This window comes from Massilia sp. TWP1-3-3, assembly GCF_049897805.1.
Lineage (GTDB): Bacteria > Pseudomonadota > Gammaproteobacteria > Burkholderiales > Burkholderiaceae_D > Telluria_A.
Map to the genome: position 1 here is coordinate 249,505 of NZ_JAFCWX010000006.1, position 17,062 is coordinate 266,566.

Consider the following 17,062-nt stretch of genomic DNA (forward strand, 5'->3'; position numbering starts at 1 on the left):
CGTAGCCACCTCAGCATCGGTGCAAGGAGCAAAGCCGTGGACTCGACGTACGTCATCCTCCCAGAAGAATGTGAAATCCTGATCGTCGAGGACAGTCCCACGCAGGCCGAGCGCCTGCGCCGGCTGATTGAATCGCAGTCGTATCGCGTGCGGGTGGCCGCCAATGGGCGCCTGGCGCTGGCCATGCTGCGCGAACGGCGCCCGCAGCTGGTCCTGTCGGACATCATCATGCCCGAAATGAACGGCTATGAACTGTGCAGCGCCATCAAATCCGACCCTGAGCTGCGCAGCATTCCCGTGATCCTCGTGACCACCCTGAACGACGCCAAGGACATCATCCGCGGCATCGAATGCGGGGCCGACAACTTCGTGCGCAAGCCGTATGCCGAAGACTACCTGCTTAGCCGGATCAGCCACATGCTGGTCAACCAGAAGCTGCGCGAAACGTCCGAAACCGAGGGCATCGCGCTGTACCTGGGCAACCAGAAGCACTTCATCCACGCCGGGCGCCAGCAAATCCTCGACCTGCTCATTTCCACCTACGAGCAGGCGGTGCAAGTCAATGGCGAACTGCAGGCGCGCGAACGGCAGGTCATTGAACTGAACATGCGCCTGGCGCGTCACGCGGGGGAACTGGAAATCATCAACCGCGAGATCGCCGGCAAAAACCTGGAACTGGCCGAGGCCAGCCGCATGAAGTCCGCCTTTATCGCCAACATGTCGCACGAACTGCGCACGCCATTAAATGCCATTATCGGCTTCACCGGCGCTTTGCTGATGAAGCTGCCCGGGCCGCTCACGCCCGACCAGGACAAGCAGCTCAACACGATTCGCACCAGCGCGCGCCACCTGCTCTCGCTGATCAACGATATCCTGGACGTGGCCAAGATCGAGGCTGGCAAGGTGACGCTGCAGGTCGAGAGCATCGATTGCCAGGCGCTGGTGGCGCAGACGGTCGACACGCTGCGCCCGCTCGCGACGCAAAAAGGGCTGGCGCTGTCGTTTCAGCTGCCGGCCGAGCCGATGCTGGTCGACACCGACCGGCGCGCGCTCACGCAGGTGATCATCAACCTAGTGAACAACGCCATCAAATTTACCGAGACCGGCGAGATCAAGGTCTCGCTCGCCCACGCGCTGGTGGACGGCGTTCTGTTGACGCGCATTAGCGTGGCCGACACGGGCGTGGGCATCAAGACCGAGGACCAGCACAAGCTGTTCCAGGCGTTTTCGCAGCTCGACTCCACCTCGACCCGGCATGCCGAAGGGGCGGGCCTGGGGCTGTATCTGTGCCAGAACCTGGCCAACCTGCTGGGCGGCGCGCTGTCGTTCACCAGCCAATACGGCCACGGCAGCACCTTCACACTGACGCTGCCCGAAAAACCCTAGCCCCATTTCCACAACCTCAGGCGGTGAGGGCGCGAAAACGCAAAAAAACGCCCGCAGACCTTGCGGTGGGCGGGCGGCAATCCAAGCTTCGAAGAAGGTTTGGAGGAGACAATTCCAATATAACGCGATTTATGTTGCACTGCAATACCGTAGAAATACGGTACTGTCTTCCCCAGCGCGATTTCTATCCGGGGAACAATTGGAAGCCTGGCTCGCGCGCGGTCCAGCCAGGGAACAGCGTTTCCATGCGCTGGTCCGGCAGGCGCAAATGCCGCTGTGCAAGCTGCGCCAGTACAGCGCGAAAGTCTGTGGTCACGGGCAAGTCGCGCCCTTCGTTGAGCGCGGCGTCCCCCACGCCATGCCAGTCGCCGAGCACCTTGCCGCCCGCCACCGCGCCGCCCATCACCCACATCACGTTGCCGTGACCGTGATCGGTGCCGCCGCTGCCGTTTTCGCGCGCGGTGCGCCCAAATTCGGACATCACGACGATAGCCGTATCCTGCAGCATAGGGCCGAGCCGTTCGGCCAGCGTCGCCAGGCCGGTTGCCAGCGGCGCCAGGCGGCCGGCCAACTGTCCGCTCGCGCCGCCCTGGCGCGCATGCGTGTCCCAGCCGCCGAGCGCGACGAAGGCCAGCTCAATGGCGTCGTTCCCGCGCATGAGATTTGCCAGGCGCGCCGCGTCGGCCGGAAAGCCGTTCGGCAGCGGCGCGCCATTGTCGGCTGCCTGCATCTCGGCGCTGGCCGACTGCATCACGTCGCGGTGCGATTCGCGCCCCTGCGCGTAAGCCTTGCCAAAGCGGGCGTGCCCCGCATACAGCTGGTCGAACGCGGCGCCCACCTGCGGGCGGTCCAGCAGGTCGGCGCGGGTGGCCGCCGCGCCATTAGGCAGGTTCATCGCCGCCGCCGGGCCGGAGAGGATGCGCGGCATCAGCGGGCCGATACTGAGCGCGCGGCTCGGGTTCGCCGGGCCAGGCAGCAGCGGCAGCAGCGTCGCCAAGCGGTTCATCCAGCCGTCCTGCGTGCTTTTGCGTCCCGGCGTGGCCGACTCCATGTAATCCTGGGCGTCGAAGTGCGAGCGCGTGGCGTCGGGCGAACCGCTGGCGTGCACGAAGGCGAGCCGTTTTTGCTCCCACAGCGGCAGCAGTGGCGCGAGCGCCGGATGCAGGCCGAAATAGTTATCAAGCCTGAGGGCGCCACCGTCCTGCCCCGGCGCGCCCAGCGCAATGGTGGGGCGCAGGCGCGCATAGTTCGGGTCTGCCACCGGTGCCACCACGTTCAAGCCGTCGACTGCTCCGCGCAGCATCACCACGATCAATTTACGGCGCGTCGGCTTGACCGCCGTCGCCGCCCACGCATGGCGCCCGAGCGGCAGCACCAGGCCCGCGCCCAGCGTCATCTGTTCCAAAAAATGTCTGCGGTTCATAGCGGTTTCCTGGTCAGTGCTGCATGAATTCCGGGCTGCCAAGCAGCATGGCGGCGCGCAGGCGCACCGGACTGCCCGCGACGATGGCGCGCGTGTGCGCACCAATCCCCACGCCGATGCTGTCCTCGAGCGCTGCGGCGTCGAGCGTGGCGCCGGTGGCGCCGGCAAAGGCGATGCGGCGCGTGAGCGCGGCCGGGTTGAGCCAGGCCGCCTCGGTATTCTTGTAGCCGTCCGGCGTGGCGCAGCCGTACAGCGGCATGCCCTGCTCGTTCAGGGAGCGCAGCAGCGGCATCATGTCGGCCATCTGGCCGCCACCGGCGCGCGCGGCCGACACTACATACCGGTACGGCGTCTTGAACTTGGCGCCGACGCTCGCCGGGGCCATGAATTCGTCGCTGGCGAACAGGGTGCGCAGCACGCTGCGAATGTCGCCGTCGCTGTCGTGAAAGCTGCGCGCCAGGCGCTCGACCAGCGGCGCCGGCGGCTCGTCCTGCACGAAGTACTGCGCCAGCTTGTAGGCGATATGGCGTGCCGTGGCCGGATGGCGCGCCAGCACGTCGAGCGCGTACTCGCCTTCGGCCTCGCCCTTTTGCGCCACCACGCTGCCTAGCCAGGTCTTGCCCTGCTGGTCATGGCGCTTCGCGTCAAAGCGAAATGCCTGGTTCTCGCGCGCCAGCGCCGCCGGCGCAAAAGTCCAGCCGGTGAGCATGCGCGCCAGCTCCGTCACGTCCTTTTGCGTGTAGCCGCCGTCCACGCCCAGCGTGTGCAGCTCCATCAGTTCGCGCGCATAGTTTTCGTTGACGGCGCCCGCCTTTGACAGGTGGTTATCCAGGTAAAACAGCATGGCCGGATGGCGCGCGGTGGCGCCCAGCATGGCCCGGAACGAGCCGAATACGTTAGGCCGGATGGCGTCGCGCTCGTAGCCGGCCACCAGCGCGCGGGTAATGCCTTTGCCCGAAAAGACGTTGAAATGGTTGAACCAAAAGTCGACCATGACTTCCTCCAGCTGGCGAGGACTGTAGAGCGCGCGCAGCAGGCGTGCCTCGGCCGTTTCACGCGCCATGTCTTTGTAGGCGAGCGCGCGCCGTTGTTTCGCGCCTTCGTCGCCGTCGCGCACGTCGCGCCGCAGTTCGGTCAATTGCGCCAGCGCGGCGCCGCTGCTGCGGTTGGGGATGTCAAGCGCGGCCAGCCGTTCGGCCAGCGCCGCCGGATAGGCTATCTGCTGGGGTGCCAGCTGGGATGCGATGTAACGCTGCACGCCCATCTGGGCTACGCGCGCCACGTCGCCCGGCGCGGGACCGTAGGCGACCCGGTTCAGTACGTGCAGCGCGTCGCGCTCGGCGGCGCTGGGAGCCGCGTTAGCTGAGCTGGACAATATCAGCAGCACGGCGGCGACGGTGGCAAATGGCAATCTCATGAGCTCAGCCTCTTGAACAAGGGCCGCAAGACGGGCCCATCGATAGTATTGCGCAGCAAAGGATAAAAAGTTCCAATTGAATTAAAGCAATTTAATTTAAGCAAGTGATTAAGTTATATCAATCGTTTGATTTTTATGGTCTAATCGCCACCATGGAAAAACCACACTTACCTAACGACGAGGCGCGCAAGTCGCGCTCGGACGGAGTCCAGTCGCGCGAACGGCTGGTCCTGGCCGCCATGCGCCTGTTCGCCGAGCAGGGCTTCGCCAAGACCTCGACCCGCGAAATCGCGCTCGCCGCAGGCACCAACATCGCCTCGATCAGCTATTATTTTGGCGACAAGGCGGGCCTGTACCGCGCCGCCTTCACCGAGCCGGCGCCGCATGCGCGCGAAGACATCGCCGCCTTCACCAGGCCGGAGGCCACGCTGCGCGAGTCGCTGCGCGAGTTCTATTCGCAGCTGCTCGGCCCCCTCAAGGAGGGCGACCTGGCGCGCCTGTGCATGCGCCTGTGGTTTCGCGAGATGCTCGAGCCGACCGGTCTGTGGAGCGAGGAAATCGACAATGGCATCAAGCCGGCGCATGCGGGCTTGATGCTGGTGATCGGGCGCCACATGCACGTAGCAGAAGCTGACGACGACCTGGCCCGGGTGGCCTTTTGCGTGGCCGGCATGGCGCTGCAGATGCTGCTGGTGCGCGACGTGGTCGACCAGATCCGTCCCCAATTGCTGGACACCAGCGCGGCGATCGACACCTGGATGGACCGCCTGGTCGACTACGCCGAAGCCATCGTCAATGCAGAACAGGCACGCCGGGCCGCACTCGCGTCACCGCTCACACCAGCGCTCACACCACCGCCACGAAAGAAAAAAGCATGAAGAGCTTGCACATCCTGGGCAGCACCCTGCTGCCATTGGCGCTGTCGGCGTGCGCACTGGCGCCGCCGGCCAGCGTAGCCCTGCCCGCGCCCGCCCAGTGGCAGGCGCCGCTGCCGCACAATGGCAGCCTGACCGACCTGGCCAGCTGGTGGCGCCAACAGGGCGACCCGCTGCTGGCGCAACTGATCGCCTCGGCCCAGGTGTCCAGCCCGAGCATTGCCGCCGCCGCCAGCCGCATTGCCGCCGCGCGCGCCCAGCGCACGGCCGCCACCGCCGCGCTGCTGCCCACGCTCGACGCCGGCGCGAGCATCTCACGCGCCAACCAGCAAAGCTTGCAGCCGGGCGGCACCACCAGCTACGCAGGCCTGCAGTCGGCCTGGGAAATTGACCTGTTCGGTGGCGGCGTCGCCGCGCGCAATGCGGCCCAGGCGCGCCTGGCCGGCGCCAGCGCCCAATGGCATGCAGCGCGCGTGGCGGTGGCCGCCGAAGTGGCGGGAACCTATTACAGCCTGCGCGCCTGCGAGCAGTTGCTGGCCGTGGCGCAGCAGGACGCCGCTTCGCGCGCCGACACCGCGCGCTTGACCAGGCTTACTGCGGACGCGGGCTTTCAGGCCCCCGCCAGCGCCGCCCTGGCGCGCGCCAGCGCCGCTGAAGGCAACAGCCGCGCCACGCTGCAGCGCGCCCTGTGCGACATCGACATCAAAACGCTGGTGTCGCTCGCCGCAATCGAGGAGCCGGCCTTGCGCGCGCAACTTGCCGCCGGCGGCCCCGTCGCGGCCCCGCCGATTGCCATCACGACGCTCCCGGCCCAGCTGCTGGCGCAGCGTCCCGACGTGTTTGCGGCCGAGCGCGAAGTGGCCGCCGCCAGCGCCGACATCGGCAGCGCGCAGGCCCAGCGCTTTCCGCGCCTGTCGCTCTCGGGCGCGATTGGCGCGGCCAATTTCCGTTCCGGCGGCGAGAACCTGCAAACCAACACCTGGACTATCGGCCCGCTGGCCGTGAGCCTGCCGATTTTTGACGCCGGCGTGCGCCGCGCCAACGTTGACGCTGCCAAGGCGCGCTACGAGGCCGCCGTTATCACCTACCGCGCAACGGTGCGCGACGCGGTGCGCGAAGTGGAACAGGCGCTCGTCAACCTGAACAGCAGCACGGCGCGCAGCAGTGACGCCCAGGTTTCGCTGGAAGGCTATCGGATCGCCTTTGTGGCAGCCGAAGACCGCTACAAGAACGGCCTTGGCAGCCTGCTCGAACTGGAAGACGCCCGCCGCACGCGGCTCGCGTCCGAAAACGCCATCGTCACGCTGCAGCGCGAACGCAGCGCCGCCTGGATTGCGCTGTACCGCGCCGCCGGCGGCGGCTGGAGCCGTGCTGGCAGCTAAGTATCCCCCGATAAGTGCCATCTGACCACATCGAACCGCATCTGGAAAACAACATGAAAAAAAGTATCCTCAAACCTGTTTTGATCGTCGGCGTGCTGGCCGCCCTGGTGGGCGCCGGCGTGTTTTTCCTTAATAAACCGAAAGCCGCCGACAAGGTCGCCGCGCCGGTCAAGGCGGCGCTGACCGTCACCACCACGCAGGCCACGCCGGCGCAGCTGCCAATCAAACTGGCCGCCAACGGCAACGTGGCGGCGTGGCAGGAAGCGATCATCGGCAGCGAGTCGGGCGGCCTGCGCCTGACCGAGGTGCGCGTGAATGTGGGCGACGTCGTGAAAAAGGGCGCCGTGCTGGCCGTGTTTTCGGCTGACAGCGTGAACGCCGACGTGGCGCAGGCGCGCGCGGCGCTGATGGAAGCGGAGGCGAATGCCGCCGAAGCGGTGGCCAATGCGGCCCGCGCGCAAACCTTGAAAAGCTCGGGCGCCTTGTCGGCCCAGCAGATCAGCCAGTACATGACGGGCGAAATGACGGCGCGCGCGCGCATCGCGTCGGCCAAGGCGGCGCTGTCGTCGCAGCAGCTGCGCCTGCGCTACACCCAGGTGCTCGCGCCCGACGACGGCGTGATCTCGGCGCGCCAGGCCACGGTCGGCTCGGTGGTGGGCGTGGGCACCGAATTGTTCCGCATGATCCGCAAGGGGCGCCTTGAATGGCGCGCCGAGGTGACCGCATCCGAACTGGCGCAGATCCGGCCAGGGGCCAGCGCACAGGTCAAGGCGGCCAATGGCAGCGAACTGACGGGCAAGGTGCGCATGATCGCCCCGACCATCGACGCCCAGACCCGCTCGGCGCTAGTGTATGTGGACTTGCCCGGCACGGTGGGCGCGAACGCGCCGTTCAAGGCCGGCATGTTCGCCAGCGGCCAGTTCGAACTGGGCACGTCGAGCGCGATGACGGTGCCGCAGCAGGCGGTGGTGGTGCGCGACGGCTTTAGCTATGTATTCCAGCTCAAACCCGACAACCGCGTGAGCCAGGTCAAGGTGCAGGCGGGCCGGCGCCTGGGCGAGCGCATCGAAGTGCTGTCGGGCCTGGCCCCGGGCGCGACGGTGGCCGTCAGCGGCGCGGGCTTTCTCAATGAAGGCGATGTGGTGCGCGTAGCCGCCGCCGCGCCGCCGCCGGCAAAATAAGGAGCGCGCGATGAATTTCTCCGCCCTGTCAATCAAGAACCCGATCCCGGCCATCATGCTGTTCGTGCTGCTCACGCTGGCCGGGCTGATGGCCTACCGCGCCAACGCGGTGCAGGATTTTCCCGACATCGAACTGCCGATCGTGACCGTGACCGCGGTCCTCGACGGCGCCGCCCCGGCCCAGCTGGAAACGGAAGTCGCGCGCAAGATCGAAGACTCCGTCGCCACGCTGCAAGGCGTGAAAAATATCTATTCGCGCGTGCTCGACGGCGTGGCCACCGTCACCGTTGAATTCGTCCTCGAGAAAAATATCGCCGAAGGCGTCAATGATGTGCGCGACGCGGTAGCCCGCATCAAGTCGGACTTGCCTTCTGAAATGCGCGACCCGACCGTGACGAAAGCGTCGACCGCCGGGCGCGTGATCATGACCTTTACGGCCGCCGCCGCTGGCAGCAGCACTGGCGCCAACGGCGTGCCGCTCGACGACCAGGAACTGAGCTGGTTTGTCGACAATTCGGTCGCCAAGCGCTTGCTCAGCGTGCCGGGCGTGGGCGCGGTCAAGCGCGTGGGCGGCGTGTTTCGCGAAATCCGCGTCGAGCTCGACGACCAGCGCATGGCCGCCTTGCAGGTGGCCGCGGTGGACGTTTCGCGCCAGCTGCGCAGCGTGCAGCGCGAAGTGCCGGGTGGACGTGGCGACGTCAGCGGCGCCGAGCAGTCGGTGCGCACCATCGCCACCGTCAAAACGGCGGCCGAACTGGCGGCGATGGATATTCCCATCCCCGGCGGACGGCGCGTGCGCCTCGACCAGGTCGCGAAAATTACCGACACCGTGGCCGAGCCGCGCTCGATCGCCGAGCATGACGGCAAGCGCGTGGTGGGCTTTGAAGTGTTCCGCACCAAGGGTGCCAGCGAAATCGCGGTCGCCAAGGGCGCGCGCGCCGCGATCGCCGAGCTGCAGGCAGCCCACCCCAACGTGGCGCTCAAGGAAGTGATCGACAACGCCCGCCCGGTCGAGGAAAATTTCACCGGCTCGATGGAGCTGCTCTATGAAGGCGCGATCCTGGCGGTGCTGGTGGTGTTCTGGTTCCTGCGCGACTGGCGCGCCACGCTGGTGGCCGCCGCCGCGCTGCCGCTGTCGGTGATTCCCGCTTTCCTGGGGCAGTACTGGTTTGGCTACACATTGAACACCGTCACGCTGCTCTCGCTCGCGCTGGTGGTGGGCGTGCTGGTGGACGACGCGATCGTCGAGATCGAGAACATCTCGCGCCACCTGCGCATGGGTAAAACCCCGATGCAGGCGGCGCTGGAAGCGGCCGACGAAATCGGCATGGCGGTGATTGCGACCACCTTTGCGCTGGTGGCCGTGTTCCTCCCAACCGCTTTCATGGGCGGCGTGCCCGGCCTGTTTTTCAAGCAGTTCGGCTGGACCGCAGTGCTGGCGATTCTGGCCTCGCTGGTGGTGGCGCGCCTGCTCACGCCGATGATGGCGGCCTACATCATGAAGCCGCTGCCGCACGGCGAAGAAAAAGACGGCTGGCTGATGACGCGCTACATCAGCGCCATGAAGTGGTGCCTGAACCACCGCCTGGTGACGGCCATCGGTTCGCTGGTGTTTTTCGTGGTGTCGATCAGCCTGGTGTTTTTGCTGCCGACCGGCTTTGTGCCGCCGGCCGACCGCGCGCAAACCATGATCAACGTCGAACTGCCCCCCGGCTCGACGCTGGCCGAAACGCGCGTGGTAGCCGAACAGGCGCGCCTGGCGGCCATGCAGGTGCCGGGCGTCACCAGCATTTTCAGCTCCATCGGCGGCGGCTCCAGCGGCGACGCGTTTGCCCCAGGCGCTGCGGCCGAAGCGCGGCGCGCCGTGCTGACCCTGACCACGCTGCACCGCGACAAGCGCAAGGACTCGCTCGACCAGGTCGAACGCCAGATCCGCACCCGGCTCGACCAGATTCCCGGCGCGCGCTTTAACGTCGGCCCGCAAGACACTGGCGTGAAGATGCAGCTGGTGCTGCGCAGCGAAGACCCGGTGGCGCTGGTCGAGTCGGCGCGCAAGGTAGAGCGCGAACTGCGCACGCTCAAGGGTATTGGCAACGTCAGTTCCAGCGCCTCGCTGGTGCGCCCCGAGATCATCGTACGGCCCGATTTTTCAAAAGCGGCCGACCTGGGCGTGACCGCCGCGTCCATCGGCGAAACGGTGCGGGTGGCCACCGCCGGCGACTACGACCAGGCGCTGACCAAGATGAACCTGGCCGAACGCCAGGTGCCGATCCGAGTCAAGCTGCCCGACGCCGTGCGCGCCGACCTGGCTGCGATTGCGCGCCTGACGGTGCCCGGCAAGAACGGGCCGGTCATGCTGGCCAACGTGGCAAGCATCACGATGGAAAGCGGTCCGGCGCAAATCGACCGCCTCAACCGCAGCCGCAACGTGACGCTCGAGGTGGAACTGTCGGGCCGCTCGCTGGGCGAAGTCAACGCCGAGGCGCGCGCGCTGCCATCGATGAAGGCCTTGCCCGCCTCGGTGAAAATCGCCGAACTGGGCGACGCCCAGGAAATGCAGGCGCTGTTTGCCAGCTTTGGCGTGGCCATGCTGATCGGCGTGCTGTGTATTTATGGCGTGCTGGTGCTGCTGTTCAAGGACTTCATGCAGCCGATTACCATCTTGCTGGCGCTGCCGCTGTCGATCGGCGGCGCCTTTGTTGCGCTGCTGGTGACCGGCAAGGCCTTGTCGATGCCGTCGATGATCGGCCTGATCATGCTGATGGGGATCGTGACCAAAAATTCGATTCTGCTGGTGGACTATGCCATCCTGGCGCGCGAAGCGGGCATGAGCCGTTTTGATGCCCTGGTTGACGCTTGCCACAAGCGCAGCCGCCCGATCATCATGACCACCATTGCGATGGGCGCCGGCATGATGCCGCTGGCGCTGGGCTGGGGCGCCGACCCGAGTTTCCGTTCGCCGATGGCGGTGGCCGTGATCGGCGGACTGATCACCTCCACGCTGCTCAGCTTGCTGGTGGTGCCGGCCGGTTTCACCTACATTGATGATCTTGAGCATCTCTTACGGCGGGCGGTACAGCGCCTGCGCAAGCATCCGGCGCCGACGCCGCCAACAGTCATTCCGAAGCTCAATAACGCGAAATAGCAAGGTGAAAAACCAGGAAAGCCAGCGCAATCGCTGGCTTTTTTTCATCTTATGTTAAGTAACGAACAGATGTATTTTTGTAACTTGTGTTGGCAACTATGCATTTCCCGAGATTTTGAGGTAGAATTTGCCCTTAGGAAAGCTCTGCCCAAGCTTCGCACTGTGTTTTCCTCAGCTCCTCAATCTTTCTGGAAAAACATCGTGAAAAATTTCATTCCCAGCGCTGCCCTATGCTCCCTGACACTGCTGGCCACTGCGGCCAGCGCCGGCCCGGTCAAGGCTCCGACGATTGCGGCCTCGCGAAACGATGTGCAGCTTGGGCTGAGCGCTGCCGACACCTTCGACTACCTCGGCAAGGTCAACACGCAGGGCGTGCAGGGCAGCACGCCGTTCGCCGACGAGTACGCGGGCAACTGGAGCGCTATCGGCGCCTTTGGCAGTGGCGGCAAGGCGACGCTCGCCCATGGCCAGGTCAACAGTCCGCTTCAGTTCGGTTTTGCCTTTGGCGCCGACATGAAAAACGGTACCTGGTCGGTCACGAACACGCTCAAGGATACCGACATCACGCTTGACCTGGTATTTTCCATGCATACCGGCGGCGGTAGTGGCGCATGGCTGTTTGACGATCAAGTCTTATTGGCGGGCACCACCTTGAACGGATCGTGGGTTCAGCGCATGCTCAATAATGGCAAGAACGCCGGCGACTTTTCGAATCTGACGCTGTTCGGAAGCGGCATGCTGCTGACTGCGAAAGAGCCGACGCCGACACCAACGCCGACACCAACGCCTACGCCGACACCCACGCCTACGCCAACACCAACACCAACGCCGACACCCACGCCGACACCAACGCCAACGCCCAGGCCACCGGACGACAGCGCTGCGGTCGACCTGCCCGAGCCTGCCACGCTGGGCATGCTGATGCTGGGCCTTGGCGTCATGGGATTCATGGGGCGCCGCCGCAAGCAAACCTGATGTCATGCACCAAAAAAAACGCCAGCTCAACGCTGGCGTTTTTTTTCGCTTACACCATCGGCGGATCGGTCTCGCGAGCGAACGAGCGGTGCGAGGCCAGGGCTTGCTTGAAGGCGTCGACGGCGGCCGCCAGGTCGTCATTGTCGGTACCGATCAGGGCGGGATCGGGCGAGCCGTCCGGCAAGGCCGGCGGCACACCAGCCTGCTGGAGCAGCGCCGCAGCCGTGCCCACGACCATGATCGGCTTGCAATGGCGGTACTGCTCGCGCATGAAGTCGAGCGCATGCGCGTCGCGGCTCAGCGCCTTGACGGCTGCTTCGCCGTCGGGCACGACGACCGCGTCATACAGCACCGAAGGCCCCGCTTCGAGCGTGATTTCGACAAACAGCACGCTGGCGTCGCTCGACTGCACCTTGCCCAACTGGCTACCCACCAGGCGCGGTACGGCGCCATCGGCCAGCAGGGAACTGTAGATCTTGCGTACCATCACGCCGTCAACCCCATTGCCAACCAAAATGGCAACCTTGCGCGTCTGGATACCGGTTTGGCCCGGACGGCTGAGCAGCGACAGCGGCGGCGACGGCTCGTACTCGGGCAGCGGCAGCGTGGTGGCCATCGGCTGCGGCGCCGGCACTTCCATGCCCAGGCCTGAGGCCACTGCGTTCACCAGAGCGATGTCGACATTGGCGAGCAGCGACAGCACGCGCTCGCGCACGGCCGGGGTCTGCACCCGCGTCAACTCGAAACGGAACGCGGCAGCAATGTGGGCCTGCTCGACGGGCGACTGGCTGTGGAAAAACAGGCGCGCCTGCGAATAGTGGTCCGCAAACAGTTCCGGCTTGCCGCGCACCTTGTCGGCTGCGACCGGCTGCGGGAAGCTGGTAAAGCCGGCCGTACCCGCCTGGAACGGACAGCCCCCGCCCAGCGAATTGGGTTCGTAATTGACGCGCCCACGGTGTATGGCCTGCCGGTGCATGCCTTCGCGCTGATTGTTCTGCACCATCGCCACCGGCGCATTGATGGGGATTTCGTGGAAATTCGGGCCGCCCAGCCGGCTGATCTGCGTATCCAGGTAGGAATGAATACGCCCTTGCAACAGCGGATCGTTGGTGAAGTCGATGCCGGGAATGATGTGGGCGGTGCAAAATGCCACTTGCTCGGTTTCCGCGAAAAAGTTATCCGGGTTGCGGTCCAATACCATCTTGCCGATGGGCGTGAGCGGCACCAATTCTTCGGGCACCAGCTTGGTCGAATCGAGCACGTCGAACTCAAAAGCGTCCGCCTGCTCTTCGGTAAAGACCTGTACCGCCAGTTCCCATTCCGGGAAGGCGCCCGCTTCGATCGCCTCCCACAGGTCGCGCCGGTGGTAATCGGGATCGGCACCGATCAGCTTGGCGGCCTCGTCCCAGACCAGCGAGTGGGTGCCCTGCAGCGGCGTCCAGTGGAATTTGCAAAAGCGCGATTCGCCGGCAGCGTTGACCAGGCGGAAGGTGTGCACACCGAAGCCTTGCATGGTGCGGTAGCTGCGCGGAATGGCGCGGTCCGACATTTGCCACATGAGCATGTGGGTCGACTCGGGCATCAGCGAGACGAAGTCCCAAAAGGTATCGTGAGCGCTGGATGCTTGAGGCATCGCGTGATGCGGCTCGGGCTTGACCGAGTGCACCAGGTCCGGGAATTTCATCGCGTCCTGGATGAAGAAGACGGGGATGTTGTTGCCAACCAGGTCCCAGTTACCCTGGTCAGAATAAAACTTGACGGCAAAACCGCGCACGTCGCGCACCGTGTCCGAGGAACCTCGTTCGCCGGCGACGGTCGAAAACCTGGTAAAGACCGGTGTGCGCTTACCTGGCTCGGCAAACACGGTCGCGCGGGTCAGTTCGCTCAAGTCCTTGTAGCTTTCAAAGTAACCATGGGCAGCTGAACCGCGCGCGTGGACCACGCGCTCGGGAATGCGCTCATGGTCGAAATGGGTGATTTTTTCGCGCAGGATAAAGTCTTCCAGCGCGGTCGGGCCGCGCAAGCCGATCTTGAGCGAGTTTTGGTTGTCGGCGATCGGCACGCCCTGGTTGGTGGTCAGGCGCTGCCCGCCGCCGTCAACACGCACACGGTCGAGCGGGTCGACGGTAGGATTCGATCCCGGTGGCGGCATGCCTGCGCCCACCTTGTCGGAGGTGATGATTTCGCTGCTGGTGCTGCCGGTAGCGGCCGGCGACGATGGCGTGCGCGTCTGCCCTGCAGGGGGCGTGCGTGCGGCGTCGCCGTGTTCGGCGGCCTTGTTTTCATTGGAAGGCATCGCTGCGGCGAGCTGCTGGCCAGCAACGGTTTTCTCCAACAAGCGTTCCGAGACGGGATTCATGTTGCCAAGAGTAGAGGGCGGCGGCGCATTGGAAGGGCCGGACACCGTACTGAGGATGGAGCCGGCGCCCTCGTCGGATTGGCCGGATTTCTTACGTGTAACCATTAAACACCTCGAACTTGGGAAAGGGATGACAAGGCAGAAATGTCTATTCTGCAAAATTTACGATACAGACGCGCCTGTACAGCCGGTCGGCGGCAAGCCATCCGGCGCACGGGCGACAAACCGTGTCGCGTAGTGATTAATTGCGGCGTCCCAGCAGCTTGGACAGCGTGTAGCCGGCCGCCAGCGCGATCAGTACCGACTTTGCCGGGCTGGTGCGCACATACTCGCGGCCCGTGTCCGCAAAGCGGCCGTAAGCTTCGCTAAGTTGCTTAGATCTGTCTTCGAAACGCGAACCAGCATCGGTCAGCGCGGACGAGAGTTTCTCGACGCCAGCGTGGGCGGTGGTGGCGATGCGGTCGGCCATTGGCTTGGCGGCATCGGCTGCCTTGTCAATGGTCTGGTGCATTTGCGAGGCGCTGGTGTCGAGCGACTTGTCGAGCGACTTGTCGAGCGACTTGTCGAGGGACTTGTCGAGGGACTTGTCGAAGGACTTGTCTTGCGACTTGTCCTGGGCCTTGTCGAGCGACTTGTCGTGGGATTTGTCGATACCGTTGTCGAGATTGCCGAAGCCAACGGTCTTGCTGCTGACATGGTCGTTGCCGCCCATATCCTTGTTCAGATCCTTGCCCATGCTGCTGCCCGAGCCTTCATTGCCAACGTTGCTGCCATTACCTTGCTGCGGTTTTTGAGTGTCCATGATCGTTCCTCTATAAGTTTTGTAATCCAGCGCGGGTGCTTCATCTGAAGCGATGTAGCGAATACAAAAAATATAACGATTACCTTGCGCTCACTGTGCGTTAACTAACAGAGCTGTCAAGGCCGCCGGGAACACTCCACCCTACAACTCAAGCGGTGTATAACAAAATTACGTATTACACGTTGTATTGAATATTTACAAGCCATGGATTGTAATTAGGATTTACACGTTCTACACTGTAGGTTCGGTATAAGGGGTTGCCATGGACTATCAGATCAAAACTCTCGAGCAACTGCGGCCCATACTTGTTGGTCTGAGGAAGCAGGCTGGCCTGTCCCAAGCGGCGCTCGCCGCTTTGCTGGGCGTATCCCAGCAAAGCTATGCCAAGATCGAGTTGCATCCGCCCACGACGAGCGTCGAACGGCTGTTCAAAATCGTGAGCTTACTCGGCGGAAACCTCATCCTGAGTGACCGGATGCCAGCAGAGCCTTCGGCCTCTTCCTTGAAGCGGGCAAGCGAGGCGCCCGGAAACAACAGCAAAAAGGCATCTCCAGCTCCCGCAAAATTGATTCCTCCGTCCAAAGAGACGGAGAGCTGGTAATGGGCCGGAAATCCCACGCGCAACGACTCACTATCTGGCTTAACGGCATTCCGGTCGGGTACTGGGAAACGTCGCATGGCCGCCATGCCTTGTCCTACTTTGATGAGTGGCTGGCCGATGAGCAAGTACGCCCACTGTCGCTTTCGCTGCCTGTTACACCGCAAAACGCGAGCCATCATGGCGCCGTGGTCGGCAACTACTTTGACAACCTGCTTCCCGATAGCGAAGCGATCCGCAGGAGAATTGCCCGGCACTTCAATACCGATGGCATCGAACCGTATCAATTGCTCGCGGCCATAGGACGCGATTGCGTGGGTGCCATCCAGCTGTTACCAGGCGACGAAGTGCCGCAGAATCTGTTTTCGATCACGGGCGAAAGCTTGTCCGAAGGCGAGGTCGCCGCCATCCTCAGGAATGCAACATCGGAGCGTCCCCTGGGACAACACGATGACGAAATCGACCTTCGCCTGTCAATTGCCGGGGCACAGGAGAAAAGCGCGCTATTAAAGCACGAGGGGCAGTGGCACCGGCCGACGGGCAGCACGCCAACCACGCACATCTTCAAGTTACCCATGGGCCTGGTGGGCGCGATGCGGGCCGACATGCGCACGTCCGTCGAAAACGAGTGGCTGTGCGCGCAGCTCGTGCACGCTTTCGGCTTGCCAATTGCGCCCTGCGAGATCGCCTGGTTCGACGGGGTAAAGGTGCTTATCGTCGAGCGCTTCGACCGTCGGCTTGCCAACGACGCCAGTTGGATTGTGCGCTTGCCCCAAGAAGACTTTTGCCAGGCCACCGGCACGTCGCCGCTGCGAAAATACCAGGCCGACGGCGGCCCCGGCATCACAAAGGTCATGGACATACTTCTGGGCTCCGAGAATGCGAAGGTCGATCGAGTCCAGTTCTTCAAAACCCAGATCGTGTTTTGGCTACTCGCTGCAACTGACGGGCATGCCAAAAATTTCAGCATTTTCCACCTGCCGCAAAGCCGCTTCACGGCGACGCCTCTCTACGATGTGCTGTCCGCGCATCCTGTCTTGGGTAGCGGGCCAAACCATGTCGCTGTCCAGCGCGCCAAACTGGCCATGGCGGTTCGCGGTGTGGAAAATCACTATCATCTTCAACAGGTACAGCGGCGGCACTGGACACGCCATGCGCTTCTGGCAGGGCTGGGGGCGGCCGCGGCCGAAACGATCATTGACGAGCTCGTTACTGTGGCGGGCGATGTGGTGGCCGCCGTGTATCGCCGGCTGCCGCTAGAGTTTCCCAAAGATCTGGCAGATGCCATCCTGGGAGGAGTCATCCATCAAAGCGAACGCCTGAGACGCATTGTTACGTCCTTTGAAATCCTAGGCTCGCCGGGGCGCTAAATCCCGGGCTCTTCGAGGGCGTTCAGTAAACTTTCACCCATGGCAGCGTGGGACGTCATGCAAAAAAGATAGGCCAGTACTCCTCTGATATCGTGTGAAGTTCTCACGCAACACACATACCATCGGGACCGGCCTATGCATCGAATTCT

At 64.0% G+C, this 17,062-nt stretch carries 12 protein-coding genes; 8 read left to right on the forward strand and 4 right to left on the reverse strand.

Annotated features, from left to right (window positions below; translation table 11 throughout):
* The first annotated feature begins 36 nt into the window (after nt 1-36).
* Nucleotides 37-1,386: a hybrid sensor histidine kinase/response regulator gene (locus tag ACP7D4_RS08385; protein ID WP_426208601.1), complete on the forward strand. Its 1,350-nt coding sequence runs from the start codon at nt 37-39 to the stop codon at nt 1,384-1,386.
* 184 nt (nt 1,387-1,570) lie between these two features.
* On the opposite strand, the gene ACP7D4_RS08390 is transcribed toward ACP7D4_RS08385, so the two are convergent.
* Nucleotides 1,571-2,809, reverse strand: a complete 1,239-nt coding sequence (locus ACP7D4_RS08390; protein WP_426208603.1) for a DUF1501 domain-containing protein — start codon at nt 2,807-2,809, stop codon at nt 1,571-1,573.
* Nucleotides 2,810-2,822: 13 nt separating this feature from the next.
* Nucleotides 2,823-4,226, reverse strand: coding sequence for a DUF1800 domain-containing protein (locus tag ACP7D4_RS08395; RefSeq protein ID WP_426208605.1), 1,404 nt, complete (start codon nt 4,224-4,226; stop codon nt 2,823-2,825).
* A 152-nt stretch (nt 4,227-4,378) separates the two neighbouring features.
* On the opposite strand from ACP7D4_RS08395, the gene ACP7D4_RS08400 reads away from it, so the two are divergent.
* From ACP7D4_RS08400 to ACP7D4_RS08420, 5 genes are all read left to right on the forward strand, one after another.
* Complete coding sequence (locus ACP7D4_RS08400) at nt 4,379-5,104, forward strand: CerR family C-terminal domain-containing protein (protein WP_426103407.1); 726 nt, start codon at nt 4,379-4,381, stop codon at nt 5,102-5,104.
* The gene (locus ACP7D4_RS08405; protein ID WP_426103408.1) at nt 5,101-6,483 is read left to right on the forward strand and encodes an efflux transporter outer membrane subunit; all 1,383 of its coding nucleotides are present in this window, start codon (nt 5,101-5,103) and stop codon (nt 6,481-6,483) included. The genes ACP7D4_RS08400 and ACP7D4_RS08405 overlap by 4 nt, the downstream gene beginning before the upstream one ends.
* Before the next feature lie 53 nt (nt 6,484-6,536).
* The gene (locus ACP7D4_RS08410) at nt 6,537-7,664 is read left to right on the forward strand and encodes an efflux RND transporter periplasmic adaptor subunit (RefSeq protein ID WP_426103409.1); all 1,128 of its coding nucleotides are present in this window, start codon (nt 6,537-6,539) and stop codon (nt 7,662-7,664) included.
* 10 nt (nt 7,665-7,674) lie between these two features.
* Nucleotides 7,675-10,809: an efflux RND transporter permease subunit gene (locus tag ACP7D4_RS08415; RefSeq protein ID WP_426208607.1), complete on the forward strand. Its 3,135-nt coding sequence runs from the start codon at nt 7,675-7,677 to the stop codon at nt 10,807-10,809.
* Between the two features lie 201 nt (nt 10,810-11,010).
* Nucleotides 11,011-11,784 carry a PEP-CTERM sorting domain-containing protein gene (locus ACP7D4_RS08420; protein WP_426208608.1) on the forward strand — a complete coding sequence of 258 codons (774 nt, stop codon included), beginning with the start codon at nt 11,011-11,013 and terminating at the stop codon, nt 11,782-11,784.
* Nucleotides 11,785-11,833: 49 nt separating this feature from the next.
* Here the strand turns inward: ACP7D4_RS08420 and ACP7D4_RS08425 are convergent, their stop codons facing one another.
* Together ACP7D4_RS08425 and ACP7D4_RS08430 are read right to left on the reverse strand one after the other, a co-directional pair.
* Nucleotides 11,834-14,248: a catalase gene (locus tag ACP7D4_RS08425; protein WP_426208610.1), complete on the reverse strand. Its 2,415-nt coding sequence runs from the start codon at nt 14,246-14,248 to the stop codon at nt 11,834-11,836.
* Between the two features lie 136 nt (nt 14,249-14,384).
* Nucleotides 14,385-14,945 carry a DUF883 family protein gene (locus tag ACP7D4_RS08430; protein WP_426208612.1) on the reverse strand — a complete coding sequence of 187 codons (561 nt, stop codon included), beginning with the start codon at nt 14,943-14,945 and terminating at the stop codon, nt 14,385-14,387.
* Between the two features lie 262 nt (nt 14,946-15,207).
* On the opposite strand from ACP7D4_RS08430, the gene ACP7D4_RS08435 reads away from it, so the two are divergent.
* Together ACP7D4_RS08435 and ACP7D4_RS08440 are read left to right on the forward strand one after the other, a co-directional pair.
* Nucleotides 15,208-15,546, forward strand: coding sequence for a helix-turn-helix domain-containing protein (locus ACP7D4_RS08435; RefSeq protein WP_426107924.1), 339 nt, complete (start codon nt 15,208-15,210; stop codon nt 15,544-15,546).
* A complete protein-coding gene (locus ACP7D4_RS08440; RefSeq protein WP_426208614.1) occupies nt 15,546-16,913 on the forward strand; it encodes a type II toxin-antitoxin system HipA family toxin in 1,368 nt (455 codons plus the stop codon). Before ACP7D4_RS08435 ends, ACP7D4_RS08440 begins: the two co-directional genes overlap by 1 nt.
* Nucleotides 16,914-17,062: the final 149 nt, after the last annotated feature.

What these genes read in the sequence shown, in the direction of transcription:
- ACP7D4_RS08400 (WP_426103407.1), top strand. Translation starts at nt 4,379, where the DNA reads ATGGAAAAACCACACTTACCTAACGACGAGGCGCGCAAGTCGCGCTCG.
- ACP7D4_RS08425 (WP_426208610.1), bottom strand. Translation starts at nt 14,248, where the DNA reads ATGGTTACACGTAAGAAATCCGGCCAATCCGACGAGGGCGCCGGCTCC.
- ACP7D4_RS08435 (WP_426107924.1), top strand. Translation starts at nt 15,208, where the DNA reads ATGGACTATCAGATCAAAACTCTCGAGCAACTGCGGCCCATACTTGTT.
- ACP7D4_RS08440 (WP_426208614.1), top strand. Translation starts at nt 15,546, where the DNA reads ATGGGCCGGAAATCCCACGCGCAACGACTCACTATCTGGCTTAACGGC.
- ACP7D4_RS08390 (WP_426208603.1), bottom strand. Translation starts at nt 2,809, where the DNA reads ATGAACCGCAGACATTTTTTGGAACAGATGACGCTGGGCGCGGGCCTG.
- ACP7D4_RS08405 (WP_426103408.1), top strand. Translation starts at nt 5,101, where the DNA reads ATGAAGAGCTTGCACATCCTGGGCAGCACCCTGCTGCCATTGGCGCTG.
- ACP7D4_RS08395 (WP_426208605.1), bottom strand. Translation starts at nt 4,226, where the DNA reads ATGAGATTGCCATTTGCCACCGTCGCCGCCGTGCTGCTGATATTGTCC.
- ACP7D4_RS08430 (WP_426208612.1), bottom strand. Translation starts at nt 14,945, where the DNA reads ATGGACACTCAAAAACCGCAGCAAGGTAATGGCAGCAACGTTGGCAAT.
- ACP7D4_RS08410 (WP_426103409.1), top strand. Translation starts at nt 6,537, where the DNA reads ATGAAAAAAAGTATCCTCAAACCTGTTTTGATCGTCGGCGTGCTGGCC.
- ACP7D4_RS08415 (WP_426208607.1), top strand. Translation starts at nt 7,675, where the DNA reads ATGAATTTCTCCGCCCTGTCAATCAAGAACCCGATCCCGGCCATCATG.